21 protein-coding genes are annotated in these 25,850 nt (G+C 56.8%); 6 read left to right on the top strand and 15 right to left on the bottom strand.

Features of this window, described 5'->3' with window-relative positions; genetic code table 11:
• Positions 1-675: 675 nt before the first annotated feature.
• Positions 676-1,536: a dienelactone hydrolase family protein gene (locus D0T11_RS14545; protein ID WP_119656520.1), complete on the bottom strand. Its 861-nt coding sequence runs from the start codon at positions 1,534-1,536 to the stop codon at positions 676-678.
• 60 nt (positions 1,537-1,596) lie between these two features.
• Complete coding sequence (locus tag D0T11_RS14540; protein ID WP_119656519.1) at positions 1,597-1,968, bottom strand: cupin domain-containing protein; 372 nt, start codon at positions 1,966-1,968, stop codon at positions 1,597-1,599.
• Between the two features lie 443 nt (positions 1,969-2,411).
• Here D0T11_RS14540 and D0T11_RS23495 point away from each other — a divergent pair, with 443 nt between their 5' ends.
• Both D0T11_RS23495 and D0T11_RS14530 read left to right on the top strand, forming a co-directional pair.
• Positions 2,412-2,846 (top strand): CsbD family protein, encoded by a 435-nt coding sequence (locus tag D0T11_RS23495; RefSeq protein WP_119656518.1) that lies wholly within the window; start codon positions 2,412-2,414, stop codon positions 2,844-2,846.
• Positions 2,847-2,984: 138 nt separating this feature from the next.
• Positions 2,985-3,266 (top strand): YtxH domain-containing protein, encoded by a 282-nt coding sequence (locus D0T11_RS14530; RefSeq protein ID WP_119656517.1) that lies wholly within the window; start codon positions 2,985-2,987, stop codon positions 3,264-3,266.
• Between the two features lie 452 nt (positions 3,267-3,718).
• Here the strand turns inward: D0T11_RS14530 and lysS are convergent, their stop codons facing one another.
• From lysS to D0T11_RS14495, 7 genes are all read right to left on the bottom strand, one after another.
• Positions 3,719-5,275: a lysine--tRNA ligase gene (gene lysS, locus D0T11_RS14525; RefSeq protein ID WP_119656516.1), complete on the bottom strand. Its 1,557-nt coding sequence runs from the start codon at positions 5,273-5,275 to the stop codon at positions 3,719-3,721.
• Between the two features lie 197 nt (positions 5,276-5,472).
• On the bottom strand, positions 5,473-6,513 hold the full coding sequence (locus D0T11_RS14520; RefSeq protein ID WP_245990889.1) for a hypothetical protein: 1,041 nt from the start codon (positions 6,511-6,513) through the stop codon (positions 5,473-5,475).
• 205 nt (positions 6,514-6,718) lie between these two features.
• Positions 6,719-8,866, bottom strand: a complete 2,148-nt coding sequence (locus tag D0T11_RS14515; protein WP_119656515.1) for a carboxy terminal-processing peptidase — start codon at positions 8,864-8,866, stop codon at positions 6,719-6,721.
• Positions 8,867-9,197: 331 nt separating this feature from the next.
• A complete protein-coding gene (locus tag D0T11_RS23490) occupies positions 9,198-10,046 on the bottom strand; it encodes a hypothetical protein (RefSeq protein ID WP_317127272.1) in 849 nt (282 codons plus the stop codon).
• Between the two features lie 190 nt (positions 10,047-10,236).
• Positions 10,237-10,605 (bottom strand): hypothetical protein, encoded by a 369-nt coding sequence (locus tag D0T11_RS14505; RefSeq protein ID WP_119656514.1) that lies wholly within the window; start codon positions 10,603-10,605, stop codon positions 10,237-10,239.
• A gap of 140 nt (positions 10,606-10,745) precedes the next feature.
• The gene (locus D0T11_RS14500) at positions 10,746-11,942 is read right to left on the bottom strand and encodes a proline dehydrogenase family protein (protein WP_119656513.1); all 1,197 of its coding nucleotides are present in this window, start codon (positions 11,940-11,942) and stop codon (positions 10,746-10,748) included.
• 302 nt (positions 11,943-12,244) lie between these two features.
• Positions 12,245-12,703 carry a hypothetical protein gene (locus D0T11_RS14495; protein WP_147374669.1) on the bottom strand — a complete coding sequence of 153 codons (459 nt, stop codon included), beginning with the start codon at positions 12,701-12,703 and terminating at the stop codon, positions 12,245-12,247.
• 128 nt (positions 12,704-12,831) lie between these two features.
• Here D0T11_RS14495 and aroB point away from each other — a divergent pair, with 128 nt between their 5' ends.
• Both aroB and D0T11_RS14485 read left to right on the top strand, forming a co-directional pair.
• Positions 12,832-13,872, top strand: coding sequence for a 3-dehydroquinate synthase (gene aroB, locus D0T11_RS14490; protein WP_262681983.1), 1,041 nt, complete (start codon positions 12,832-12,834; stop codon positions 13,870-13,872).
• A 72-nt stretch (positions 13,873-13,944) separates the two neighbouring features.
• A complete protein-coding gene (locus D0T11_RS14485; RefSeq protein WP_317127273.1) occupies positions 13,945-15,213 on the top strand; it encodes a 3-phosphoshikimate 1-carboxyvinyltransferase in 1,269 nt (422 codons plus the stop codon).
• A 54-nt stretch (positions 15,214-15,267) separates the two neighbouring features.
• Here D0T11_RS14485 and D0T11_RS14480 read toward each other — a convergent pair whose 3' ends face one another.
• The 5 genes from D0T11_RS14480 to D0T11_RS14460 form a co-directional block, all read right to left on the bottom strand.
• Positions 15,268-16,044 (bottom strand): ABC transporter substrate-binding protein, encoded by a 777-nt coding sequence (locus D0T11_RS14480; protein ID WP_317127271.1) that lies wholly within the window; start codon positions 16,042-16,044, stop codon positions 15,268-15,270.
• A gap of 177 nt (positions 16,045-16,221) precedes the next feature.
• A complete protein-coding gene (locus D0T11_RS14475; RefSeq protein ID WP_119656509.1) occupies positions 16,222-17,292 on the bottom strand; it encodes a M42 family metallopeptidase in 1,071 nt (356 codons plus the stop codon).
• Positions 17,293-17,409: 117 nt separating this feature from the next.
• Positions 17,410-18,978 carry an acyl-CoA carboxylase subunit beta gene (locus tag D0T11_RS14470; protein WP_119656508.1) on the bottom strand — a complete coding sequence of 523 codons (1,569 nt, stop codon included), beginning with the start codon at positions 18,976-18,978 and terminating at the stop codon, positions 17,410-17,412.
• A gap of 597 nt (positions 18,979-19,575) precedes the next feature.
• Complete coding sequence (locus D0T11_RS14465) at positions 19,576-22,200, bottom strand: ATP-dependent Clp protease ATP-binding subunit (RefSeq protein ID WP_119656525.1); 2,625 nt, start codon at positions 22,198-22,200, stop codon at positions 19,576-19,578.
• A 120-nt stretch (positions 22,201-22,320) separates the two neighbouring features.
• A complete protein-coding gene (locus D0T11_RS14460) occupies positions 22,321-22,962 on the bottom strand; it encodes a WbqC family protein (RefSeq protein ID WP_119656507.1) in 642 nt (213 codons plus the stop codon).
• A gap of 249 nt (positions 22,963-23,211) precedes the next feature.
• Between D0T11_RS14460 and D0T11_RS14455 the strand changes: the two genes are divergently transcribed.
• Both D0T11_RS14455 and D0T11_RS14450 read left to right on the top strand, forming a co-directional pair.
• Positions 23,212-24,087, top strand: coding sequence for a hypothetical protein (locus D0T11_RS14455; RefSeq protein WP_119656506.1), 876 nt, complete (start codon positions 23,212-23,214; stop codon positions 24,085-24,087).
• Positions 24,084-24,995 (top strand): lysophospholipid acyltransferase family protein, encoded by a 912-nt coding sequence (locus D0T11_RS14450; protein WP_245990885.1) that lies wholly within the window; start codon positions 24,084-24,086, stop codon positions 24,993-24,995. Before D0T11_RS14455 ends, D0T11_RS14450 begins: the two co-directional genes overlap by 4 nt.
• 79 nt (positions 24,996-25,074) lie before the next feature.
• Here D0T11_RS14450 and D0T11_RS14445 read toward each other — a convergent pair whose 3' ends face one another.
• Positions 25,075-25,704, bottom strand: a complete 630-nt coding sequence (locus tag D0T11_RS14445; RefSeq protein WP_119656505.1) for an L-threonylcarbamoyladenylate synthase — start codon at positions 25,702-25,704, stop codon at positions 25,075-25,077.
• Positions 25,705-25,850: the final 146 nt, after the last annotated feature.

Here is a 25,850-nt window from a genome sequence, read left to right as displayed (position 1 = left end):
GAACATCTTTCGCAAGTTCAGCCTCTTTCTTCTCACGCATGAACCGAGTAAGATTAGTCTGAAAAGAAAGCGTAAAAAGGCCGCCAGAGACGACGGATTTATGCTGGAACTGCTCAAAAGTGCCTAATTTGGTGCGGTAGCCCTAACCTTTTTTGACACATCCCCACACGGGACAGCCCGTGGTTACGCCGTGGTTACGCCGTCGTTCACCTGTGTCGTTCAACGCCGGGACGCAACCAGGCGGCCCGCCACAACCGGGTGCCTCGTTCACGAAATGGCTATATGGAGCATCCAGGCCGATAGCCTGTCGGGGGGCTTCTCCCAGGGTGCTCGGCAGAGTTACCGTGTCGGTAGTCTTCGGATAGGGCTGGTTGTATCCGGAGGGTGGGCGATGGTTTAGGGTAGCTGGCCGGGCGCTGACGGGTGGAGTAATCTTAATCCAGTCGAGATTTCAGCTGCTGATTTGGGCGAATACGCTAACGTTACCAAGTACCGGTGTCAACGTTTTCGCTCCGTGTAATGCTCGTCCGGCTCTGCCAGCCGCCGGTGGCCGGAACAACCCACGTTGGCTAACTGGACGGCTTCCCCATTCAACCCCAACAATAAGATGCTGCCCGCAGGACCAGCCACCCTGTATCCGACCGTAGCTGTGCCGGGGCTATTGGGGTAGGTGCATTATCCCAACTCTTCCTTAAACAGTTTCAACGTCCGGTCCCAGGCTAGTTTGGCGGCTTCGGCGTTGTAGCGGGCGGGGGAGGTGTCGTTGTTGAAGGCGTGATTTACCCCCTCGTATACATACTGCGCATACTGCACATTGGTAGATTTCAGGGCGGCTTCCCAGGCATCTTTGCCCGCATTTACCCGCTCATCAAGGCCGGCGTAATGCAGCAGCAAGTGCGCTTTGATGCTCGCCGCTTCTTCGGCGGCGGGTTGGGTGCCATAGTACGCCACGGACGCGTTGAGCTGCGGGTCGTGAGTAGCGAGGCTGTTGGCCATAGCCCCGCCCCAACAGAAACCCACGCAACTGGTGCGGCCATTGCAGTCGGGCCGTTGGCGCAGATAGGCCAGGGCGTTGAGATAATGGGCAAGCGTCTGGGGCTTGTCGAGCTTGCCGATCAACTCCCGGCCCTTATCCTCATCCGCCGGTGTTCCGCCGAAAACCGACAGCGCATCTACTCCCAGAGCCAAATAGCCAGCCTGGGCAACGCGCCGCGTTACGTCTTTGATGTGGGGCGTCAGGCCGCGGTTTTCGTGAATGACGACTACGCCCCCGCGCTTCCTCCGGCCCTTCGGGTGCACCAAATAGCCTTGCATGGTGACGCCCTGGGTGCCGGGCCAGGTCACGTTTTCTTCTACCAGCTTACTTGACGTGGGTTGCACGGTGGCGGCCCGGGCGTAGCCGGGCTCCAGCACGGCCAGGGCAGCGGCTGCCAGCGCGGCACTGCCGGCCAGTTGCTGAAGCCGGTCCAGGAAGTGGCGGCGGCTGAGCGGGACGTGGGTGTACTCGTCGAAGAGGGTGAGGATGCGCTGGTCCATGAGAATGAGGAAAAAAGGAGGGGCAAGGAAAGATACCCAATCTACCCAAGACCACCCGGCTTATTCCTCTTCCCGGTGTACCGTGGCCGGGCTGAAGGCCGGTACGCAAACGGACCAGTATTCACATTCCTGATCGAAGGGGTTGGAGTAGCGTACCCGTGCCCCGGCCTTTATCAGCAGGGATTCGCCAGCTGACAGCTCCACCACGTCGCCGTCGATTTCGAACTGTTTACGGCCGTGCACAATAATGGTCACCTCGTCAAACTCGGGCCGTTGGTGAGGCTCGCTCCACTGGGGCGGAGCCACCATATGCGCCACGCTGTACTGGCTGGTGCCGGTACTGGCCTGCCCGATATGTTCCTCAATGAGCTTGCCATCGGTAGTAGGTACCACAAAGGGACTCAGCTGGCGGAAATAGCGTTTTTCTGACATGGGAAGAAACTGAAGAGTAAGTAGAAGGAGATATCAGGTATGAACCTCTTGTGCAGCCCCAAACCGGAGCCACCCATTAACTCACCAGACAATCCGCCAGATGTCGCGGATGTCAGGGCTGAGGGTGCTGGGGCCGGTTGGGTTTGTGCTGGCGAGCCGCCAGTGGGAAGGCCGGTAAGCAAGTATACCGGCCAATGACCCGCAGGGCAAAGGTATAACAGGGCCGATGATGTCACCCCTGGGGCAGTGCTGCATGCAAGGGGAGGGGGAATAGTTTTGTTCACTGATTTTTACACTCCTGGAAAACCCCGGCCGCGTGCCTTCGTATAGTGAGCCATACCCGGTCGTCAGCATGAACCATGGCTGCTTAGCTGAACAGTAGTGCTGACCACTGCTCCTCTTGCATCCCTATTTTCTTTCAACCTTTTCTCTCCCCACGAATCATGTCGTATCACGAAGAAGACAACTCTGGTAAAATTCTCCTCGCTGCTCTTGCTGGTGCCGGTGCCGGTATCATTGCTGGTATGCTGATGGCTCCCGATAAGGGCAAAGCTACCCGCGACAAAATTGGCTCGGTTGCTACTAAATATAGCGGTCAGGTTGGTGAGCAACTCTCGAAATATGGCGAGGAACTGGATTCCAAGTTCAAAGGCTACATCGAGAAGCTGGAAGATATGGGCCTGACGGGTTCGGGTGTCGGCCTGAAAATCAAAGGCGACTGGGACATGGCCAAAGGCAAGTTGAAGCAGCAATACGCCCAGCTTACCGATGAGGACCTTCAGTACGCCGAAGGCCAGAGCGATGAGCTCGTCGGCCGTCTGCAAAACAAGCTTGGTAAGGCCAAGAGCGAAATTGTAAAGATGCTCAACGACCTGTAGGTCACAAAGCATCCATGCAAAGCCCCCACTTCTTTTCAAGAGGTGGGGGCTTTTCGCTTAACCTAGCGCCCGGTATGCGCGTTAGATAGATTCGGCATTGAATCCTGCAACTCATCTTCTCACTCAAATACTTTTCTCATGCAAGACACAAAAGGCAAAGTGATTTTGTCGTTGCTGGCCGGTGCCACTGCCGGTATAGTGGCTGGGTTGCTCCTGGCTCCCGAAACCGGTGATGAAGCCCGGGCTGACCTCAAGCGCGCCGCAGGTAAAATGAACGAGGATCTGGGGCGCTTACTGAAGCAGGGTAAGGCACGTATTGAGGCACTTAAAGGTGCCAACCCCGCCGATTCTGAACAGCACCGCACCGACCGCACGGCCGCCGCTGACTTGCTCGACTCCCTTAATCAACCGGCTAGCTAGTAGGGCTAACACCCTAGTGGAGTGCCTGGTCTTCCAAGAGCTGAGCCATAATGACAAATGGCTCGCGCTGTTTTGAGGAAAAATTGTTGAATAAATTGTTATTTAGGTGTAACCCTGTAAACTGGCTCGCGTAAACGTGCAAACAGGCGGCTTAAAAGAAGAGTTACAAGTCGTTGTAGGAGTAAAATTGCCGACCGTAGAGCTTCTGACAGGACCTGGTCATACAACCCGTCAGTAAAATCATACGCTGTCCATCGCACATTTCTCCTATGACCTTCACTCGGAAAGGTTAGCCGCTTGTATATAAAGGAAAGCCTCCCGCCTTATTTCGGCGGGAGGCTTTCTGATTTTACGCCCCTACCAACTATACTTTGGCAGTCAGTATTAAGCCAAAGCGGCCGGTTTCCTAGTTGGGAACCGGCCGCTTTGGCTTAATACTGACTGCCGGAGCGTTACGCGTCGGGTTGCGAAGCGTTTTCCGATTTGGTATACTCTGGCTTCATCTGGGGGAAGAACAGCACGTCCTGAATCGAGTTAGAGTTAGTCATAATCATGCTCAGGCGGTCGATACCGATGCCCAGGCCAGCTGTGGGGGGCATGCCGTACTCCAGCGCCCGCAAGAAGTCCTCATCCAGTACCATTGCCTCGGTGTCGCCACGCTTGCCTAATTCCAACTGCTCCTCAAAACGGGCGCGCTGGTCGATGGGGTCGTTGAGCTCGGAGAAGGCGTTGCAGATTTCCTTGCCGTTGCAGATGGCCTCGAACCGCTCTACCAAGCCCGGCTTGCTCCGGTGCTTCTTGGCCAGCGGCGACATTTCCACCGGATAATCGGTGATGAAAGTGGGCTGAATAAGCTTGGGCTCCACGTGCTCCCCAAAAATTTCGTCGATGATTTTAGCCTTGCCCATGCTTGGGTCCAAGCCTACTTTCAACTCTTTCGCGGCGGCGCGCAACTCCTGCTCACTCTTGCCATCAATACTGAAGCCCGTGAAATGCTCGATGGATTCGGCCATCGTGAAACGCTTCCAGGGGCGCTGGAAGTTGATGAGGTTCTCACCAACCTGTACTTCGGTCTTGCCATGTAGGGCCAGGGCAACGCGCTCTACCATTTCCTCCACCAAGTCCATCATCCAGTAGTAGTCCTTGTAGGCTACGTACAACTCCATCTGGGTGAACTCGGGGTTGTGGAACCGGCTCATGCCTTCGTTGCGGAAGTCCTTGCTGAACTCATACACGCCGTCGAAGCCGCCCACGATGAGACGCTTCAGGTACAGCTCATTGGCAATACGCAGATACAGCGTCATATCCAGCGTATTGTGGAACGTCTTGAAGGGGCGAGCTGCCGCGCCACCGTACAAGGGCTGCAAAATTGGCGTTTCCACCTCCAGATACCCTTTGTCGTTGAGGTAGTTGCGCATCGCCTGCACCAGTTGGGTCCGCTTGATGAAGGCTTCGCGCACGTGCGGGTTCACCACCAAGTCCACGTACCGCTGCCGGTAGCGCTGCTCAGGGTCGGTGAAGGCATCGTAGGTAATTTTCTCGCCGGTTGCTTCATCGGTACGCTCCTTCACCACGGGTAGAGGGCGCAGGCTTTTGCTGAGCACCGTCAGGCCGGTTACGTGAACAGACGTTTCACCCACCATCGTCTTAAACACGTGGCCTTTCACGCCAATGAAGTCACCGAGGTCAAGCAGCTTCTTAAAAACAGTATTGTAAAGTTCCTTGTCCTCGCCGGGGCAGATTTCGTCGCGGTTGATGTAGAGCTGGATCCGGCCCGAAGCATCCTGCAACTCGGCAAAGGAAGCCTTACCCTTCACGCGCATCGACATGAGGCGGCCAGCCAGACTTACATCCTGGAAATTGTTGAGTTCGGAGTGGTAGTTATCGAGGATTTCCTGGGCGTAGAAGTTCACGTCGAACAACTCCGATGGGTAGGGGTCAATGCCTAGTTTCTGAAGCTCATCCAGTTTGTTCCGACGGATAATTTCCTGTTCGCTGAGGTGCTGCATACGGCAAGGGGGTAACGGGTCCCACGCGGAACCCGGCAAGTCAAGCTGCAAAAATAGCGCGGCCCGTCCGGCTAACCTAACGTGCTGGCGGCACAGACCCGCTTTCAGGGAGCAGAACGCAAAAAGCGCCGGCTCAGGGAGCCGGCGCTTACGTGTATATGGAGTGGTAGAATAGGAGCGCGGCAATTAGGTAGCAGCTAAGCGGCCATGCGCAGCAGGGGAGTATCGTCTTCGCGCAACAGAGGTAGAACGCGGTTCTGCAAGCGGGCCTGCACGAAGGAGTGTTGCAGATGTTTCGGAAGCTCTGCCACCATCTGCTGGTAGCGCTCCAGGCTCATCGCCTTGGCCACGTAGCTTTCGTGAATGCCATTGAGGTAGCTCACGATATTGAGCAAGGACTGATGAAAAAGCTTAAAATCGATTTCTGCCTCCACGAACCGCTCAATTTCCCGGCTGGTCTGCGACACGCGCAACCGACCCAGCAAATCGAAAATGGTGGTATAACCTAGCCGCCAGGTAATCTGCTGCCAATGCGAAGCCGTCCACTTATCCAGCACTTTACCCGTCTTCTGACTACGCAACGCTGTATTGGGGTTGCTCTGTACTTGCTGACGGGTGGCCTGAGCCTTTATTTTGCGCGTAGTTCGCAGAAACTGGCCAATCTGAGCCTGGGCATCGATTTCCTGTCCGGCAATGTGAAGCCCCGCCTTGTAGCCGGCCAGCGGTAGGCGGTGGATGCTGACGTCGCCGTGCGCTCCGGCGGCATAGAACGAAACCGGCCGGGGATATGCGTTGCGCACCACCAACCGGCCCACCTCGCGGCGTACCAGCGACGGATTACTGCTCCGTACACCGGCCGTATACAAGAAAGCCTGCAAACCGGCCGTGATAGTATGATACGCCTGCGGGAAGGTCCAGTGCAAAGCATTGCGCAGGTAGTCCTCGTCGCCTAGTTCGGCCGTAGCGCGCAGGGCGTACTCGGTACTCCAGCAGGCATGCAGCATCTTGGTGATGGCCTGCACATCCATTTCCACCAGTTCTGCCTGATGCGCGCGGAAATAGGGTAGGTGTTGCAGGCCTCCCAAGGCATCGTCGGCCTGCTCGATGTGGTAGTTGATGGCGAAGAAGTAGTTGAGAAACACCTGGGCCGGAATCGATTTGCGCCAAGTTTCCTCCGCCTGCTTCTGCTCATCAGTAATCAGCGGAATTACGGTCGTTTCCATGTTCGTCGTCTGCATGTCTAGTAAACCAAATTGCTAAATAATAGGTTCTTGGATACTAAAAATATTGTCATTTTATTTAAGTTGATAAGAATCTGATTGTGAGACTATTGATAGGTGTTTAAATATTTTATTTGGTCTTGAAAATTGGTATAGGTTTCCATGAAAAAGCCCTTCGGTACAACGTACCGAAGGGCTCTAACTCAGCGCGGCTGGTTGACGACTACATTTCGTCTTTCAGGACTGCTACTGCTTCGCGTAAGGTAATGTCCTTCTTGAGGGGCTTCACGAAGCGTGAGGCCCGGTTAACCTTGATGGTATCGGCACCTAACTGCCGCAGATCAAAAGCCAGGGGCGTAATAACCATCGGTTGAGCGGCGTTCTGAATAGCCTCGTACTTGTCTGCTTCCAGCTTAGCCTGCGTTTGCTCGGTACGGTAGCTCGTTAGTTTCAAGGATACTTTCGTGTCATCCTTGCGCTTCACCATGCGTTGCACCATATCGGAAAGCTGCTTGAAACTAGGGCTTGAGTTAACGCGGGCCATGCTGGCCTGGCGCAACTTGTCCATAGCCGGCGCATCGTTCCAGGCGCGGTAGCGGGCAGGCGTAATTTCATCCCACTTAAGCGGGTAATCTGTTTCCTTTTCGCCCTGATCGAGGTAGCTATAGGCATCCGGCAAAATGATATCCGGAATCACGCCCTTAAACTGCGTGGAACCACCATTGATGCGGTAGAATTTCTGAGTAGTCAGCTTGAGCGAGCCAAACGGCTTGATCCCATTGAACTCCGCCGGCATGGCATCATCCAAGTCGAAGATACGCTGTACGGTACCTTTGCCGTACGTACTGGCTGAGCCCATAATTACGCCCCGCTTATAGTCCTGGATAGCCGCCGCCAGAATTTCGGAAGCGGAGGCGCTGTACTTGTTCACCAACACAATCAGCGGCCCGCTGTACTGTACGCGTGGGTCACGGTCGTTGAGGATGGTAGCTGAGCCCTGACCGCCCCGTACCTGCACTATCGGACCACTATCGATAAACAAACCGGCCATTTCCACGGCATCCTGCAAGGAGCCCCCGCCGTTGAAACGGAGGTCTAACACAACACCCTTCACATTTTCCTGCTTAAGTTTTTCCAGCTCCTTCTTCACATCCGCTGCCGAACTGCGTCCGCCGTTGTCGTTGAAGTCCGCATAGAAATTCGGCAGTTTGATATAACCTAATTTGGTGCCATTCTCGTTGATGGTAGCCGACTGCGCGTAGGTTTCCTCAATCACCACTACATCCCTGACAATGGGAATGACTTTGGTGCTATTGTCGGGTTTACGTACTGTGAGCCGGACTTCGGTATTCTTGCGTCCCCGAATCAGCGTAATCGCCTTGTCCAAGCGCCAGCCTTCCACCGATACCGGCTCCTCGGCTCCCTGGGCTACGCGCAGAATGATATCACCGGCTTTCAACTCACCCTGTCGGTAAGAAGCCGAACCCGGCACGATGTCGGCAACCTTGATTTGGTTATCCTTTTCCTGTAAAGTGGCCCCAATACCTTCGAAACGGCCGGTCATGGCAATGTCGAAGTTATCTTTATCACGGGGCGCGAAATATTCAGTGTGCGGATCGTACGTGTTGGCAATGACGTTGGCATAGGTTGCCAGCCGGTCGTTGGCATCGTTCTGAGCCAGATCCTTGAAATAATCATCGAAATACTTCAGAACCCGCTTGCGGGCTTCAACTTCCATTTGCTCAGGAGTGCGGATCGGCTCCGAAATAGTCGCTTCAGAGGGCTTTGCGTTGGTAGAAGCCAGCGGCTTGTCCTTCTTCTTGGTTTGCTCTTCCATCATTTCAGAAAGGCGAACCATCGTCTGGTACTTCAGAAACTTGCGCCACTCCTCACGCTGAACGGCAGCGTTGGCAGCGAAAGTCACTTTGTCCGGCTCCGTCTCAAACGTTTCCTCAACAGTGAAATCAAAAGGTTTGGCCAGTATATCACGATACAAACCTTGTACATCCTTCATGCGCTGGGCCATCAACTGAGTGCTCAAGTCCAGAAACTCATGAGTGCCGCGTTGTACTTCATTGTCAATATCCTTCTGATACTGGCTTAGCTGATCAACATCAGCTTTAAGCAGAAACTTCTTGCTGCCATCCAGCCGCTTGAGGTATAGATCGAATACGCGCTTGGAAAAGGCGTCGTCGATACGTTCAGGCTGGTAGTGCGCGGCACTCAGTCCCTGAAGCATGGCTTTAATCAAGACCTCATCCTTTTGGGGTGGCCGGCCGTCGTTGCGCTGGTAGAGCTTGTACGAAGCCAGCACGAACACCGCCAGCAACACCGAGGCATAAAGGCCTATTTTGAGTCGGGGGGAAGACATGAACTAACGGGGGTGAAATGAAGAAATGGCGAATGGAGCAAAGATTCCACAGATAGCTACGCCGATAACCTGACGCCGGTTTGTACTCCCAACGTGGTTGCTGACATAATAAGTGCCCTTTGCCAACGGGGTTTCTACCTACGGAGGGCCTTAAACGATAAGGCAGGTTGCGTGCAGTTGCCGAATGAATATCCGTGAATATAGCGGTTCAGCAAATAAGCACCCAAAAATGAATTGCCGGTGAACGATATTACGTTGATTATCAAAAAAGAGGCCTTCCCCTTTACAGGGAAGGCCTCTTTTGGTCGGCAGAGCTTATGCTCTAACGCTACTAGTAACGACGAACCTTGTCGCCGTTATGACGACGAAACTCCTCCTCAAAGTAGCGGGCGTCCTCCTCGTTACGTGGACGTACGCCCATCACGATGTTGCCGTTCTTTACGTCAGTTTCGTACTCAGCGGCGTGTTCCTCGGGGATACCCGAACCTACCAATGCACCTACCAGGCCACCCGTCAGGCCACCTGCGCCGGCACCGGCCAGAGCAGCGGCGATAGGGCCGGCAATTACCAGACCAAGACCAGGCAGAGCTACGGAGGTACCAATGGCAGCAATGGCACCGATGATTGCGCCAGCCGTGCCACCAATAGCCGAGCCTACGCCAGCACCTTCCATGGCCTTGTCGCCAAGTTCAGTTTCTACCGTGTCGTCGCCGAAGTGACGCTTACGCGCATCGTCCGACATGACCAAGTTTACATCGTCTTTGTGGTAGCCACGGGATGCGAGCGACTGATAGGCCCGCTCGGCACTGTCACGGTCGCTAAACGAACCGGCAGTGTAAGCATTCCCTGAGCCGTAAGTCTCGTTGCTTCCGGTTACAGCGCGGGCAGCATCGCCGGCGGCGTTCTGGGTAGCGTCGATACCGGCACCTACAGCGGCTCCAACCGAACCAGCCGCAGCAGCACCTTTCTGCGTGGCGCTGTAATCATGATGGGGGTTGGTATCACCACCGGTAGGTGCGGAGTTGGTTGGGATAGACGAATCACCAGTGCTGGCGTTGCCCATGTTGCCGCTGGAAGTCATATTAGCACCGGTGCTGTAGCCAGTACCAGCCGAGCCAGTACCATAGTTAGCGCCTGAACCAGTACCAGAGTTAGTGGGGTTAATCGAATCGTTGTTCATGGGTGGGGAGAGTTAAGTTGAATGAAGTAAGAAAAATACTCCGCTCTAGTGCTTGTGGAAAGGAAACACTAGGCGGAGGTTTCAAATAGCTTAACGCAGGCCCAAATGCGAGGTTGCGCCATAAAAATGTACGCAACCTTTCTCACCCAATCAATATTTCGATTTTCATCCCTTCAGCGCCTGTTTTGGCTTACGCAAATTTTTGAAAATTTTCATCATCCTGCCAAAAATCCCGACACTTCTGACGCATGTCAATCAAAAAATCTTCCTGTTGCTTCAATGTACGCCATTCTCCCATGCCCAACCGCTCACACATTTTATAAAAATTGTCTCCTTGCCCTTTCGAGCCCTTTACTTTCACCAGGCAGCTTAGTACCGGGCGACCGGCTTCATGTTCATGCTCTGAAATCTCAATGAGAATTTCGTTAAGGCGGGACTTTTCGTGAGAAATATCCAGGTTCAAGCCCAACTCAGCTTCCTGAACCAAGTTGAGGTAGCTGGTGGTGCCTATCTGAGTGCGGGAAAAAAGGATTAGGTGACTGCGTACTCGGCCGATCATGGAGCGTAGGTGGGAAACGAGGAATGAGAGAGAGGAAAAACGGAATATAAGCAAAAAGCCCGTTGAAGCCGGTGTAGAACCAGATACAACGGGCCGTGGTTGCCAAAAACTATGCCGTTTAACTATATGAGTATTCGGATTTAAGTGTTCCGGACTTTGCGCCGGGCCATCTCCTTCTGAATGAGCAGAAATTCCCGGCTGGTCTGGCCCGCAATGGCGGTATTTTCGGCGGCCCGACGCAGTAAGTAAGGCATTACGGCTTCTACGGGACCGTACGGTACATACTTGGCCGTGTTGTAGCCAGCATTGGCCAAGTTGTAGCTTAGATTGTCACTCATGCCATAAAGTTGGGCAAACCACACGCGGGCATCATCAGGGCGGATGTTGTGCTGTTGCAGGAGTTGCGTGAGCAGCAGGGAACTGGCTTCATTATGAGTGCCGGCACAGACGCTGATGTGGTCCAGATGCTCCACGCAGTAGCGCAGCGCCTGATCATAGAGGGCATCGGTGGCTTCCTTGGTAGGGTTGATGGGATTTGGAATCCCTTGCTGGGCCGCTACACGGGCTTCCTTTTCCATATAGGCTCCGCGCACGAGCTTGCCCCCCAGGTGGTAGCCGCCGCGCACGGCTTCCTGATGGGCTTGGCGCAGGGCTTCCAGTCGGTCGTGACGGTACAACTGATACGTGTTCCAGACGATGGCCGACTCGCGGTTGTAGCGCTGCATCATCTCGTAGGCCAACTGGTCGATAGTTTCCTGAAACCAGCTCTCTTCCGCATCTACGAACACCCGGACTCCATACTGGTGGGCCCGGGCGCAAATCGCATTGATCCGCTTCTTGGTTTTCTCAAAGCTGATTTCCTCGGCCGACGAGAGGGTTTTGCCAGCCTGCATCTTCTCGAGGATGGCCGAGTTACCGATGCCGGTTACCTTAAAAACAGAAAACGGAATGTGTTGGGAGCGGTGGGCCAAATCGAGGGTAGCCAGCAACTCGGTCGTCGTCGCGTCGAAGCTCTTGTCGCTGCCCTCGCCCTCCACGGAATAGTCGAGGATGGTGCCGATGTGGTAACGCCCCAACTCCTGAACCACCGGCAGACATTCCTGAATGGTTTCTCCGCCGCAGAATTGCTCGAAGATGGACTTCTTGATCAGGAACTTGGTGCCCGGCAGATGCCACTTCAGGGCGGTCTTCATGAGGCTACTGCCCGTCTTGACTAACGAATTGTTGTTCATGGCGGCAAACAGGGCGTACATCCGGCGCAGTTCTCCATCGGACCTGGAGGCGAAGGCAACGGCAGTATCGTCAAAGGAAATGGGGGGGGCTTGTGTCAGGGACATACAGGGGGCAGTGCCGGCGGCTGGGTGGAGCTGGTTTGGGGTACGTAAAGATAGCCGGTAAACGTGGTTCGGTAGCGAAGCAGATGCCTAAAGTGAAGCCTTGATTTTTCGTATTGCACGGCCTTGCCTTTTAGCAATCAGCAGGAGCCAAGAATCCCGATAAAAACGCGAAAAGCCCGCCTCACTCCATAAATGCAGAACTGCCCGGCAGTCCCGTGAAAAGGACTGCCGGGCAGGATGAAACCAGACGAGGACGAGAGACAGAGGCGATGAAGAACCTGCCAGGGTACCTGTCAGGTGGGTTATTGCAGCGTTTTGGGCGTCGCCAGGTTTACGGATACTTCCGCCACCATGCGGGTGTAGTTATGTTGTAGCAGTTTGCCATTGGCATCCTGGAGGTGCAACCGGTTACCCGAAACCGAGTAGTACTGGTTGTTCTGGTAGCCCCGGTATATAATCAGGTGCCGCAGGGGCTGCCCCAGCCCAGCCCGGTCGCGCCGCACGGTGAAGGCGGCCGCACTCACCAACTTGTCGTCCTGGTAGAACCGGGCCCGTCCGCGCCGATCAAACTCGACTACCACTTTGTGGCCGGTATTACCAGGAGTCAGTTTATACTGGTCCCTGGCTGAAGTTTGTTCCCATTCCCACCGGCCAACCAGGCCCTCTTCCATAGTGGGCATGGCGTCCTTGCTGCATGAAGTGAGCAAAGCACCCGCGCTGAGCAGGCCGGTGACAAATAAGCCACGAGCGGAGCATTTCATAATCGAATAGAAGGTAAGTTGCGTTTCCATGAGCAGAACCCGGGTATAATAGTTGCACCAAAGCAAGCTATTTTTGTCCGATTTCTTGCAATCATTGGTCGAAAAAATTTCATAAAACGCATATTATTTTGAATGAAAAGCTGTTTATAGGCGACCAAGCCTTGGTGGAATTAGCCAAATTGTTGAGCAAACCAGCAGTGGGGCAGGTTTTTGTGCTGGTAGACGCCAACACCGGTGCACAGTGTCTGCCCCTGCTGGCGAAAGTGCTGCCCGATAGCGCCCGGGTGGTCGAAATTCCGGCCGGGGAGGAATACAAGACCCTGGCTACCTGCGAAACCTTGTGGGCGGAACTCACCGAGGCCCGGGCTGACCGCTACGCCGTGGTAGTCAATCTGGGTGGCGGGGTTATTACGGACCTGGGCGGTTTTGCGGCGGCCGTGTACAAGCGAGGCGTGCGTTTCGTGCAGGTGCCTACCACGTTGCTGGCGCAGGTAGATGCCAGCGTGGGCGGGAAAACCGGCGTCGATTTTATGGGTTTCAAAAACCAGCTAGGTGTATTTCAGGAGCCGGCGGCAGTATTTATCGAGCCGCGTTTTCTGCAAACCCTCGACCCGCGCCAACTTAAGTCGGGCTACGCTGAAATCGTGAAGCACTGGCTGATTGCCGACGCCGATGGCTTCGCCCGAAACCGCTACGTGGGTATGCTGGTCGATGACTGGACCCCCCTGATCGGGGAGTCGGTGGCCTTAAAGCAGCGTATTGTGGCGCAGGACCCCCTGGAAAGCGGGCTGCGCAAGCTGCTCAACTTTGGCCATACCGTGGGTCATGCGCTGGAAAGTTACTTGCTTCAGCAGCCAGGTCGCGAAATCCTGCATGGCGAAGCCGTAGCTGCCGGCATGGTGTGTGAAACGTGGCTGAGCTACCACAAGGGGTTGCTCAGCGCCGAGGAACTGGATAAAATTGAAACCTTCCTGTTTTCGGTGTTTGAGAAGGTGCAATTCGTTACGCTGGAAACCAAAGCCATTGCCGACTTCGCCCGTCAGGACAAGAAGAACTCCGGTGCCATCATCAACTGTACCTTGCTCGAAGGCATCGGCCGGGGCGTGTACGACCAGGCCGTAACGCTGGAAGAAATTGCCGAGTCGTTGCGCTACTACCACCGGCTGTGAGTGGCCGGCGCGGATTTTACGTTTTCTCGTACTAAGGGGGCTGCTGGCCGGCCTCCTGCATTTGTTCTTGCTATTACTACCTCCCTCACTCTTTCCGGCCCCACCGGCCCTCTGCGGGGCACGGCGCAGGTACCGGCTTCCAAAAGCGAAAGTAATCGGGCGCTAATCATCCAGGCGCTGGCTGGCGGTGGCGAGTTGCATAATCTCTCCGATGCCAACGACACCCAGCTAATGCAGCGGCTGCTGCGCAATCCGGCGGCTCCGGTATTTGATACCGAGGATGCCGGGACTGTGATGCGCTTCCTGACGGCCTACCTGGCCATGACGGGCCGTCAGACGGAGCTCACCGGCACGGCTCGTATGCAGGAGCGCCCCATTCAGGTTCTGGTAGCCGCTCTACGGGAACTAGGAGCCCGCATTGAGTACCAGCGCCAGGAGGGCTATCCGCCCCTGCGCTTGCTGGGCCGCACCCCCCAGGCTGCCACCGACGCCGCAGCCGATTTCACGGAGCTCAACGTGCGCGGCGACATCAGCAGCCAGTATATTTCGGCGCTGCTGATGGTTGGCCCCACGCTGCCCCACGGCCTGCGCATCTGGCTGACCGGTAAAGTTGGTTCCCGGCCCTACATTCGCATGACCCAGGCCCTGATGCAGCATTTTGGAGCCGTGTGCCGTGATTTGGGCGAGGTGCTGGAAGTGCGGCCCCAGGCCTACCGGCCTACCAACTACACCGTGGAAGGCGACTGGTCGGCCGCCAGCTACTGGTACGCCATCGTAGCGCTGGCTCCCGAAGGCTCCCACCTCACGCTGCCCACGCTGCGCCGCTATTCCTGGCAGGGCGACCAGGCCATTGTGGCAATCATGGCTCAGCTAGGTGTGCTAACCGAATTTCTGGCCGATGAAACGCTGCGCCTGACTAAGGGGCCGGTGGCGGCTCACCTCACTCAGGACTTCACCGACTGCCCCGACCTAGCCCAGACCGTGGCCGTGGTAGCAGCGGCCCTGGGTGTGGCGGCTACCTTCACGGGCCTGGAGAGCCTGCGTATCAAGGAAACCGACCGGATTGCCGCCCTGCAAACGGAGCTGGCGAAGTTCGGCGGAGCCCTGACCGATGCCGGAGAAGGTCGGTTTGTGGTGTCGGCGGAGAATTTCCGCGTGGAGGGTCAGACGGTGGCTACCTACCACGACCACCGCATGGCCATGGCCTTTGCTCCATTGGCGCTGCTTGGCTCCTTAACGCTGGAGGCCCCGCAGGTGGTCCGGAAGTCCTACCCGCAGTTCTGGCGCGAGCTGGAGAGGGTGGGCTTCAGCACCAACCCGGCCCCGGCTCCGGCCTTCTGATTACTGCCCGCAAACCATCAGCAACAACTGCCCTTTAGCAGTAGATGGGGGCCTTCACTCCTGAACCTGCAACTGACGGAAATACTCTGCCGATGCCCGCAGGCGGCTGCCGTACCAACTGAACAGCTCCCCGTCGACGATGCGGAGCTGGGCCGTGGGGCAGATTTGCCGGAACTCGGCTATATGCTTTTCGCTGAAGGGGTAGGGCTCTGACGAGAGCAGAATCTGGCGGGGCGCGGCTTGCCGGAGCTGTTCGGCCGTAATTTCGGGGTAGCGCCCGAGGTGGCCGAACACGTTGCACAGGCCGGTTCGGGCCAGCATATCATCGATGAATGTGCCGGCGGCGGCCACCATGTAGGGCTTGCGCCAGATGAAGTAAGCCACCGGAACCGGCTCGGTAGCCGGCGCGGCCAGTGCAGTAAACGAAGCCCCAATGTCGGCGGCCAGCGCGTCGCCGGCGTCCTTGCGGCCCGCCAGCAGGCCCACGCGCCGGATCATGTCCAGGGCTTCGGGCAGGTTGCTGATGTCGCTCAGCCAGACCGGGTAACGGGCCGCCAGCTGCTCGATGCCCTCCTGGTAATTCTCTTCCTTGTTGCCGATGATGAGGTCGGGTTGCAGAGCCGCTATCTTCTCGAAATCGAAGTTCTTGGTGCCACCTACTACCGTCGCCGACTGCCGGGCCGAGGCCGGATGCACGCAGAACTTGGTTACGCCCACCACCCGCCCGGCCAGCCCCAAATCAAACAGCAGCTCCGTTTGTGAAGGCACCAGTGACACAATGCGCTGCGGTGGAAACGGCACGGCCACCCGCCGGTCCATCTGGTCAGTCACAGTTAGCGGCGGAAAAATGGACGGTAATTCCATAAGACGGATGTGGGAGTAGAAGAGCCAGACATTTAGTCGTAACCAAAAGGAGCCGCCCTCAGGCTTGTCCCCGCCCGCCGTTGAACGGAATCGTTGGGATGGTGCGAACGGCGGGCGGGGACAAGCCCCGCCCCTACATTGTTATTAGCTGAAGTAGCGGAAATCGTGCTGGTCCTCAATCCGGAGCAGCGACTCATAGATCAGGCTGATGACGTTCTGCACATCGTCCTGGTGCACGGTTTCCACGGTGGTGTGCATGTATTTCAGGGGCAGTGAAATCAGGGCGGCGGCCACCCCTGCGTTGGAGTAGGCGAAGGCGTCGGTATCGGTGCCGGTGGCGCGGGTGGCCGCCGCGCGCTGGAAGGGGATTTCGGCGCTCTGGGCCGCTTCAATGATGAGGTCGCGCAGGTTGTTCTGCACGGCCGGGCCGTAGGTAATCACCGGACCTTTGCCGCAGAACAGGTCGCCGCTGGTTTTCTTCTCATACATCGGCGACTGGGTATCGTGGGTCACGTCGGTCACGATGGCTACGTCGGGCTGGATGCGGTGGGCAATCATCTCGGCGCCCCGCAGACCGATTTCCTCCTGTACTGAGTTCACGATGTAGAGGCCGAAAGGTAGCTTTTTGCCCTCCTCGTGAAGGCGGCGGGCCACTTCGGCAATCATGAAGCCGCCGATGCGGTTGTCGAGCGCGCGGCCCACGTAGAACTTGTCGTTGAGTACCATGAACTCGTCCTCAAAAGTGACAACGGAGCCCACGTGGATGCCCATTTCCTCGACTTCCTCCTTGCTGGCCGCGCCGCAGTCGAGGAACACCGTTTCGATGGTTGGAGCCTTGTCCTGGTCGGTTTTGCGGGTGTGGATGGCGGGCCAGCCGAATACCGCCTTCACGATGCCCTTTTTGGTGTGGATGTTCACGCGCTTGCTCGGGGCCACGAGCGGGTCGGAGCCACCGTTTTTGCGCAGGTACAGGAAGCCCGATTCGGTAATGAAGTTGACGAAATAGCTGATTTCGTCGGCGTGGGCCTCAATCACCACCTTATACTCGGCCTCGGGGTTGATGACGCCCACCACCGTGCCGTAAGTATCCACGAAGTGCTCGTCGATGTAGGGCTTGAGGTATTCCAGCCAAATCTGCTGGCCTTCCTTCTCGAAGCCGGTAGGGGAGGCGTTATTGAGGTATTTCTGGAGGAAGTCGAATGATTCTTGACGCATTGTTCTGTCATGCTGAGCGGCGCGAAGCATCTGGTCACGTTCGCGCTGCCGGGATAAAAAACTACTCTGACGAAAGAGCGTGACAAGATACTTCCTTCGCCACCATGACAAACGATTCTACAGCGGAATGTTGCCGTGCTTCTTGCGGGGCAGCGTGGCCACCTTGTTTTCCAGCATCTTAAAGGCGCGGATGAGCTTCTGGCGGGTCTGGGAGGGCAGGATAACCTCATCCACAAAGCCGCGGTGGGCGGCGCGGTAGGGGGTGGCGAACTTCTGCTGATACTCATCTACCTTCTCCTGGAGCTTGGCTTCGGGGTTCTCGGCAGCGGCAATTTCGCGCTTGAAGATGATTTCGGCCGCGCCCTTGGCACCCATTACCGCAATTTCGGCGGTGGGCCAGGCGTAGTTCAGGTCGGCCCCGATGTGCTTGGAATTCATCACGTCATAGGCCCCGCCGTAGGCTTTGCGGGTGATGACGGTGATGCGCGGCACGGTGGCTTCGCAGAAGGCGTAGAGCAACTTGGCCCCATTGGTGATGATGCCGCGCCACTCCTGGTCGGTGCCGGGCAGGAAGCCGGGCACGTCTTCGAGTACCAGCAGCGGGATGTTGAACGAGTCGCAGAAGCGCACGAACCGCGCCGCCTTGGTGCTGGCGTTGATGTCGAGCACGCCCGCCAGCACGGCCGGCTGGTTGCCCACGATGCCGATACTCCGGCCGCCGAGGCGGGCAAAGCCCACCACGATGTTCTCGCCGAAGTTTTGGTGGACTTCCAGGAACGAGTTGGCATCAATAATCCCCTCAATCACCTCGCGCATGTCGTAAGGCTGATTGGGGTTTTCGGGCATGATGGTGTCGAGGACCGGGCGGCTTTCGTTCTGGCCGGCCTCGTAGGGCAGCATGGGGGCGGTTTCCTCGCAGTTCTGGGGCATATAGCTCAGCAGCTGCTTCACGCGGGTGATGCAGGCTACCTCGTTGGCGCAGCTGAAGTGCGTCACACCGCTCTTGGTCGAGTGGGTGCTGGCACCGCCCAACTCTTCGCTGGTTACGGTTTCGTGGGTCACGGTTTTCACCACGTTGGGGCCGGTCACGAACATATAGCTCGTGTCTTCCACCATCAGAATGAAGTCGGTGATGGCGGGCGAATACACCGCGCCGCCCGCGCAGGGGCCCATGATGGCCGAGAGCTGGGGCACCACGCCCGAGGCCAGCGTATTCTTGTAGAAGATGTCGGCGTAACCGCCCAAACTCACCACGCCCTCCTGAATGCGGGCCCCACCCGAGTCGTTGAGGCCGATAACGGGGGCACCGTTCTTCATGGCGAGGTCCATGATTTTGACGATTTTCTCGGCGTGGGTTTCGCTCAGCGAGCCGCCAAACACCGTGAAATCCTGGGAGAAGGCGTACACCAGCCGGCCCTGCACGGTGCCGTAGCCCGTTACCACGCCGTCGCCGAGGTAGTACTCCTTGTCGAGGCCAAAGTCCTTGGAGCGGTGCATCACGAACTTGCCGATTTCCTCGAACGAGCCCTCATCAAACAGCAAATCAATCCGCTCGCGGGCGGTGAGCTTGCCCTTTTTGTGCTGGGCATCGATGCGGGCCTGGCCGCCGCCGAGCAGGGCTTCCTGGTTTTTGCGGGCGAGAACTTCAAGTGGGCTTAGTTGGGCGTCAGCGTGCGGATCGGACATCGGATGGGCTTGGGAAAGACGGAGGAGCTGGAGTAAGTCAGTAACTCAAAGGTAACGCGCCTGCTCAGAAAAGCGGCCTCTAAGATTTGGCGGTGGCATCTATTCTAGGAAGAGTATTGGTCGCGCCCTTGGCAGGTAACCTGTTCCGTGCTACGCACAATGGTCAGAAAACTATGCTTTCCATAAACTACCTCCAGATTTGCAGGAGTAAGCTTGAGAGTACGTAGGACTTGATGAAAAGCATCCAAGCCACATTCGCGGGATGCTTTTACTTGCCATACAACCCGATTGTTATAATAAGCGAAAACCGCAGATTCATCAGAAGAGGGAACGAAATAAATCGTCCCGTCAGCTGATAAAATTCCGCGATTGGCACTGAAGGCAAATTTGACTTCAGTTTGCGTAGTGATAAGCTTCGGATTGTAAGGATAGCTCGCGGCGGAGCAGCTTACTAAACCCACATTAGGTAGTAAAGCACACAGCGTTAAAACCAAGTTTAGGCGCATATTCAAGCGAAAATAGCGTAAGATGGAACGAAACAGCAACGGCCGGCCCCTGGGAAGGAGCCAGCCGTTGCTGTTTGTGATTTCAGACGAACTACTCGCCCTTCTTTTTCGAGTCCGTGGGCTCATCATCGGAAGGTTCGGGCGCTTCCTCCGGCCGCTCGTCGCTGGCCATTGGGATGCCTGCACCGTCGCTTTTGCTGACTGCGAAGGTGAGTTCCTCCGCACCTTCGGTGAAGTCGGCGGTGATGGTGTCACCCTGGGCAATCTCGGCCTTCAGGATTTCCTCGGCAATCGGGTCTTCGATGTACTTCTGGATAGCCCGGTTGAGCGGACGGGCACCGTACTTGGGATCGTAGCCTTTCTCGGCCACAAAGTCCTTGGCGGCTTCGGTCAACTCCACCTTATAGCCCAGCGTCTGAATGCGGCTCAGCAACTTGCTCAGGCTGATGTCGATGATCTTGTGGATATCCGACTTTTCCAGCGAGTTGAACACGACCACATCATCCAAACGGTTGAGGAACTCGGGCGAGAAGGTCTTCTTCAGGGCATTGGTGATGGTGCCCTTCGTCAGCTCGTCCATGTTCTCCTGGCGGGCCTTGGTGCCGAAACCGATGCCGGCCCCGAAGTCCTGTAAGTCCCGCGCCCCGATGTTGGAGGTCATAATGATGATGGTGTTGCGGAAGTCCACCTTGCGGCCGAGGCCGTCGGTAAGAATGCCGTCGTCAAGCACCTGGAGCAGGATGTTGTACACATCGGGGTGGGCCTTCTCGATTTCGTCGAGCAGAATCACCGAGTACGGCTTGCGGCGGATTTTCTCCGTCAGCTGGCCGCCTTCCTCGTAGCCCACGTAGCCGGGAGGTGCGCCCACCAAGCGCGAGATGCTGAATTTCTCCATGTACTCCGACATGTCAATCCGCACGAGCGCATCTTCTTTGTCGAAGAGGTAGGTAGCCAGCACCTTGGCCAGCTCCGTTTTACCCACGCCCGTCGGACCCAGGAATACGAATGAGCCAATGGGCTTCTTAGGGTCTTTTAGGCCCACGCGGGTGCGCTGGATGGCTTTTACCAACTGCTTGATTGCGTTGTCCTGGCCAATCACTTTGCCCTTAAGCTCCTCGCCCATGTTAAGCAGCTTGGAGCTTTCCTTCTGGGCGACACGCGAAACGGGAATGCCGGTCATCATGGCAATTACCTCAGCTACGTTCTCCTCCTTCACAGTGTAGCGCTTCTTCTTGGTCTCCTCTTCCCAATCCTTTTTGGCCGATTCGAGTTGATCAATAAGCTTTTTTTCCGTGTCGCGGAGCTTGGCGGCTTCCTCGTACTTCTGGCTTTTCACTACGCGGTTCTTCTCGCCTTTGATATTCTCAATCTGCTCTTCGAGTTTGAGAATATCCTCGGGCACCACGATGTTGTTGATGTGCACGCGGGCACCAGCCTCATCGAGAATGTCGATGGCCTTATCGGGCAGGAACCGATCCGACATGTAGCGGTCCGACAGCTTTACGCAGGCCTCAATGGCCTTATCGGTGTACACTACGTGGTGATGGTCCTGGTACTTGTCCTTGATGTTGTTCAGGATTTCAATCGTCTCCTCGGGCGTGGTGGGGTCCACCATCACCATCTGAAAACGACGGGCCAGCGCGCCATCCTTCTCAATGTACTGGCGGTACTCGTCGAGCGTGGTAGCGCCGATGCATTGGATTTCGCCGCGAGCCAGGGCCGGCTTGAACATATTGCTGGCATCGAGTGAGCCAGAAGCCCCGCCGGCACCCACAATCGTGTGCAGCTCATCAATGAACAGAATCACGTCGGGCGACTTTTCCAGCTCGTTCATCACGGCCTTCATACGCTCCTCGAACTGGCCCCGGTATTTGGTGCCGGCCACCAGCGAAGCCAAGTCGAGCGTGACCACGCGCTTGCCGAACAGTACCCGCGACACCTTCTTCTGGATGATACGCAGGGCCAGGCCCTCAGCAATGGCCGTTTTACCTACGCCGGGCTCACCGATGAGGATGGGGTTGTTTTTCTTGCGGCGGCTCAGAATCTGGGCTACGCGCTCAATCTCCTTTTCACGGCCCACAATGGGGTCGAGCTTGTCTTCCTCGGCCATTTTGGTGAGGTCGCGGCCGAAGTTGTCAAGCACCGGGGTGCGCGATTTATCGTTGCCCTTTTTGGGCGTTGCGCCGGCTCCCGCGCCACCACGTCCGCCCGTGCCGCCAAACAGGCGGTCATTGTCGTCGTCGTCGGCCTCAGGACCGGAAGTGGGGTTGTTCGCCGTGTTACCGTGGTAATCGAGCGAATCGCGCACAGATTCGTAGTTCACGTTGAATTTGCTCAGAATTTGGGACGAAATGTTGTCTTCATCGCGCAGAATCGAGAGGAGCAAATGCTCAGTACCGATAATTTCGCTTTTGAAGATTTTAGCCTCGAGATACGTAATCTTGAGAACTTTCTCGGTCTGTTTGGTCAGCGGGATGGAGCCAGTAATGCTGGTGCCCTGGGTAGCCGTATTGCGGGTGGCCTGCTCCAGTGCGTATTTCAGCTCATCGACGGAGACGCCCAGCTTCTTGAGCAGCCCAATCGCCGTGCCTTCGCCCTCGCGGATCATGCCCAGCAACAGGTGTTCGGTACCGATATAGTCGTGCCCCAGCCGGATGGCCTCTTCCCGGCTCAGGGAGATGACCTCCTTGACTCTATTTGAGAATTTAGCTTCCATGCAGATAAGGTAGTGAAGAAAAACGGAACCCCGCAGGGGAATGAAGGCCACTGCTGCGGGTTTGGCCGATATAATCTGAAAACAGACTGAGTCGGGCGTTGGTTCGGAGCGGCAAGTACACTACGCGAGAAAAGTGCCGGCGGCCGGACCCTGCATAAAGAGCAGGTCTAAGATGCTGAGGTCGGGTACAAAATCTTTACCAAAGGTCTGAGGATAGGGCCGGACCGACTTCCTGTCAGGTGATGCCCCGGCGGCGGCCTTGGGTGTCAGCCAGTCACGGCGGTCGAGCAGTGAGACACTCGGGGTATGTTGCCCAAACGTGCTGCCGGAGTGGTATTCGGTGGTGATATGGATGGGGAGACGCAGGCGCAGGCAGCGAAAATAGAACGTGAGCAGGCTCAGGTTCAGTTCGAACAGCAGCCGGGGTTTTTGGAAGTAGATGTCGTGCAGGTAGTCGGCGTAGTACTCAAAGTACGGGGTGCTACCATAAGCGGTTTGCAGGGTGCGCCAATGGCGGTGTACCCAGTTCTGGCGGTAATCAATTTCGATGGCTGAAGTAAGAACTTTTTCGCTGCGGTTGCCATTCAGGACGGGCACCGTCAGGACCTGGGCACCCTGAGCTGTTAGGATCAGACACCGGTTACGGTAGGTTTGCTTGTGGTAGTGGTCGTGGGCCTCCAGCCAGAGAGCATCGGCCCCAAGCAGTTCGGCAAAAAAGGTCGCAGGTGGGTTATACTGGGATTCAAACAAAACGGCAGGCATGGCGCAAGCGGAGAAGGCCGGGGCGAAGCCGGGCCGCACGAAAAATGGGGAGTGGGAACGAAGTAACGGCTTTGCGACTGATTACGGGCTACGCAGTGAGGGCCGGGGGGCGGGGAAACCTGGCCCGGGCCGGGGGCGTTGTAAGAGCAGACTACCGGAAAAATTGCAATTTTACTTCAGTCCGGAGAGACGCAAACGCCAGTGGCCGGAACTGCCAGCTAGCGTAAATGGTACCGCCAAACTGACACGATGACCGTATTCCAACGCCTTTTCCTGCTGCTGCTGCCGTGCCTAGTCGGTTCCGCCGCTTCGGCCCAGCTGCTGCTCGACGTGAGCAGCTTCCGCAACGACGATGTTGCCGTGAAAGGTGGCGTAGTAGAGCTGTATGTAACCGTTTCGGGGCAACACTTGGTGTATCATCGCCGGGGTCCCAAGATGTTTCAGGCCGGGGCTACCGTTACGCTAGAAGCCATCCGGCCCGATGGGGCCGCCGTGTACCAGGAAGTGATAACGCTTAAGCCACCTGTGTTGCGCGACACTACTGCCGTCATCAAAAACCCCATCAGCTTCCAGAAACGGATTGTTCTGCCCGATGGCCGGTATACGATGCGCGCGCAGATGCGCGACTTGTACCGGGCCGCGTCCACTGTTATCCTCGAGCAGCCCCTGGCAGTAAACTTCGGGTCGGATAAGCTGGCTCTGAGCAATGTAGTGCTGCTGGCCAGTCCCGCCAGCCGGGCCGCTATTGCTGCCAACAACTTCATCCGCAATGGCCTCACGCTCACCCGTACACCAGCCGGACTGTACGCCCGGGGGCAGGACAAGCTGTTTTTTTACGCTGAGCTCTATCACGCCACGCCTGGTCAGCCGCTGGTGTTGCGCTATTATCTGCGCACTTTACAAGGCAAGCAGGACGTGGTAATCGGGAAGGGGCTGGCCCAGGGAGGCGACGGTAAGCCGACTGTGCTGACGGGCGAGCTGGACTTAAGCAAAGTGCCCACCGGCGACTACCGGTTGATGGTGGAAGTGCGCAACACAAAAAACCAGCTGATAGCCTCCCAGACGGCTACGCTGCGCCGCGACCCAACCGAATATGCCCCTGCCGGGGCCGTAATGTCCCGATGAGTAAAACCACTGCCGCCACCTATCCGTGGTATTACCGGCCGTTGGGCTGGCTGCTGACTGCCATGGCCAGCCTGCCCCTGGCGGTGCTCTATGGCCTGGCCCGGGTGCTGTACTGGCTGATGGCCTACGGCCTGCGCTACCGCAGGGGCGTGGTGTTGGAAAACCTGCGTAATTCTTTCCCGGAAAAATCAGCGGAACAAATCCAGCTCGTAGCGAAGGGGTTCTACTGGCACTTCGCGCAGGTAATTGTCGAGATTCTGAAGCTGCGGGCTCTCTCAGCAGCGGAGCTCAGACGACGGGTTACCTTTACCAACCCCGAAGTGCTGGGCCGGTTCTTTCCGCTCAACCGGCAAGTTCTCACCCTGGGTTCGCACGCCGGCAACTGGGAGTGGATTCTGTCGGCGGCGGCGCTGGAGTACCCGGGCCGCGCCGGGGGCGTGTACAAACCCCTGACAAACCCGTTTTTCGAGGACTTTATGCTCCAGCTGCGTACCCGGCTGGGGGCGCAGCTGGTGCCCATGCTCAGCACCCTGCGCGACCTGGTACAACACCGGAACCAGGGCCGCACTTTGAGCCTGCTTTCCGACCAGGCCGCCGGCCCCGAAGACTACCCGTACTGGACCAATTTCCTGCACCAGGACACGCCTTTCTATACCGGGGCCGATAAATTAGCGGCCCAGTTCCAGTGCGCCGCCGTGTACGTGGGCATCCGGCGGGTGCGGCGGGGCCACTACCACATCACGTTCACGGAGCTTCACGATGGGCTCACAAAACTACCTGCTGAGCAGCACCAGCTCACGGAAGCCTTTGCCCGGCAGCTGGAGCGCGACATTCAGGCCAGCCCATCCGACTACCTCTGGAGTCACCGCCGCTGGAAGCATAAAAGAGAAGTGAGAACCAAGAAGTGAGAGGTGAGACGTTCGTTCTGGCACAGCGTCATGTAAACGAGCATCTCACCTCTCACTTCTTGGTTCTCACTTCTAAAACCTACAGATACTGTTCAATGTCGCCGGCTCCCTGGCGAATGATGTCAAAGTCTTCGTTGGTGCAGTCAACTACGGTGCTGGCGATGTTGTTGCCGAAGCCACCGTCAATAACCAGATCCACCAGGGGGCGATACTTCTCGAAAATCAGGTCGGGGTCGGTGCTGTACTCCAGAATTTCGTCGTCGTCGCGGATGGAGGTGCTGATGATCGGGTTGCCCAGCTCCCTGACCAGCATGGTGCAGATCTGATTGTCGGGAATGCGGATGCCGACGGTTTTGCGCTTCACGCCACCGTAACGCGGGGCTTTGGTGCTGGCCTCGAAAATGAACGTGAACGGGCCGGGCAGCGCTTTCTTGAGCACCTTGTAGACGGGCGTAGTGATGCCGTTGGCATAGTCGGTGATGTGCGACAGATCGGAGCAGAGGAAAGACAGGTTGGCCTTTTCCGGCTGCACGCCCTTCAGGCGGCATAATTTTTCCACGGCGCGGGCATTGTTGATATCACAGCCCAACCCGTAAATTGTATCGGTCGGGTAGATGACAATTCCCCCCTTGCGAATAATTTCTACCGCCTGCTGAATGCGGTTGAGGGGCGGATTATCGGGGTGAATGCGAAGCAGCGTAGCAGACATAGGCGGAAACGGGATTGAGTAAGCGTGGGGTCCGGCGCCAGTCGGGGCCGGGGACGGTCAATGTACAAGCGAAGTCAGTAACCTACTACTGTTTTCGGTAAAAACGTTGGCCGGGTTGCTTCTTCGGCCGCACAAACCACGTTTTC

Source organism: Hymenobacter rubripertinctus (genome assembly GCF_003583925.1).
Classification (GTDB): Bacteria; Bacteroidota; Bacteroidia; order Cytophagales; family Hymenobacteraceae; genus Hymenobacter; species Hymenobacter rubripertinctus.
The sequence above is the reverse complement of the archived record's forward strand: the minus strand, read 5'-3'. Positions and strand labels throughout refer to the sequence as shown.

Coding starts and splice junctions, on each gene's coding strand:
- D0T11_RS14545 (WP_119656520.1), bottom strand. CDS start 1,536: ATGGACCAGCGCATCCTCACCCTCTTCGACGAGTACACCCACGTCCCG.
- D0T11_RS14540 (WP_119656519.1), bottom strand. CDS start 1,968: ATGTCAGAAAAACGCTATTTCCGCCAGCTGAGTCCCTTTGTGGTACCT.
- D0T11_RS23495 (WP_119656518.1), top strand. CDS start 2,412: ATGTCGTATCACGAAGAAGACAACTCTGGTAAAATTCTCCTCGCTGCT.
- D0T11_RS14530 (WP_119656517.1), top strand. CDS start 2,985: ATGCAAGACACAAAAGGCAAAGTGATTTTGTCGTTGCTGGCCGGTGCC.
- lysS (WP_119656516.1), bottom strand. CDS start 5,275: ATGCAGCACCTCAGCGAACAGGAAATTATCCGTCGGAACAAACTGGAT.
- D0T11_RS14520 (WP_245990889.1), bottom strand. CDS start 6,513: ATGCAGACGACGAACATGGAAACGACCGTAATTCCGCTGATTACTGAT.
- D0T11_RS14515 (WP_119656515.1), bottom strand. CDS start 8,866: ATGTCTTCCCCCCGACTCAAAATAGGCCTTTATGCCTCGGTGTTGCTG.
- D0T11_RS23490 (WP_317127272.1), bottom strand. CDS start 10,046: ATGAACAACGATTCGATTAACCCCACTAACTCTGGTACTGGTTCAGGC.
- D0T11_RS14505 (WP_119656514.1), bottom strand. CDS start 10,605: ATGATCGGCCGAGTACGCAGTCACCTAATCCTTTTTTCCCGCACTCAG.
- D0T11_RS14500 (WP_119656513.1), bottom strand. CDS start 11,942: ATGTCCCTGACACAAGCCCCCCCCATTTCCTTTGACGATACTGCCGTT.
- D0T11_RS14495 (WP_147374669.1), bottom strand. CDS start 12,703: ATGAAATGCTCCGCTCGTGGCTTATTTGTCACCGGCCTGCTCAGCGCG.
- D0T11_RS14475 (WP_119656509.1), bottom strand. CDS start 17,292: ATGCGTCAAGAATCATTCGACTTCCTCCAGAAATACCTCAATAACGCC.
- D0T11_RS14470 (WP_119656508.1), bottom strand. CDS start 18,978: ATGTCCGATCCGCACGCTGACGCCCAACTAAGCCCACTTGAAGTTCTC.
- D0T11_RS14465 (WP_119656525.1), bottom strand. CDS start 22,200: ATGGAAGCTAAATTCTCAAATAGAGTCAAGGAGGTCATCTCCCTGAGC.
- D0T11_RS14460 (WP_119656507.1), bottom strand. CDS start 22,962: ATGCCTGCCGTTTTGTTTGAATCCCAGTATAACCCACCTGCGACCTTT.
- D0T11_RS14455 (WP_119656506.1), top strand. CDS start 23,212: ATGACCGTATTCCAACGCCTTTTCCTGCTGCTGCTGCCGTGCCTAGTC.
- D0T11_RS14450 (WP_245990885.1), top strand. CDS start 24,084: ATGAGTAAAACCACTGCCGCCACCTATCCGTGGTATTACCGGCCGTTG.
- D0T11_RS14445 (WP_119656505.1), bottom strand. CDS start 25,704: ATGTCTGCTACGCTGCTTCGCATTCACCCCGATAATCCGCCCCTCAAC.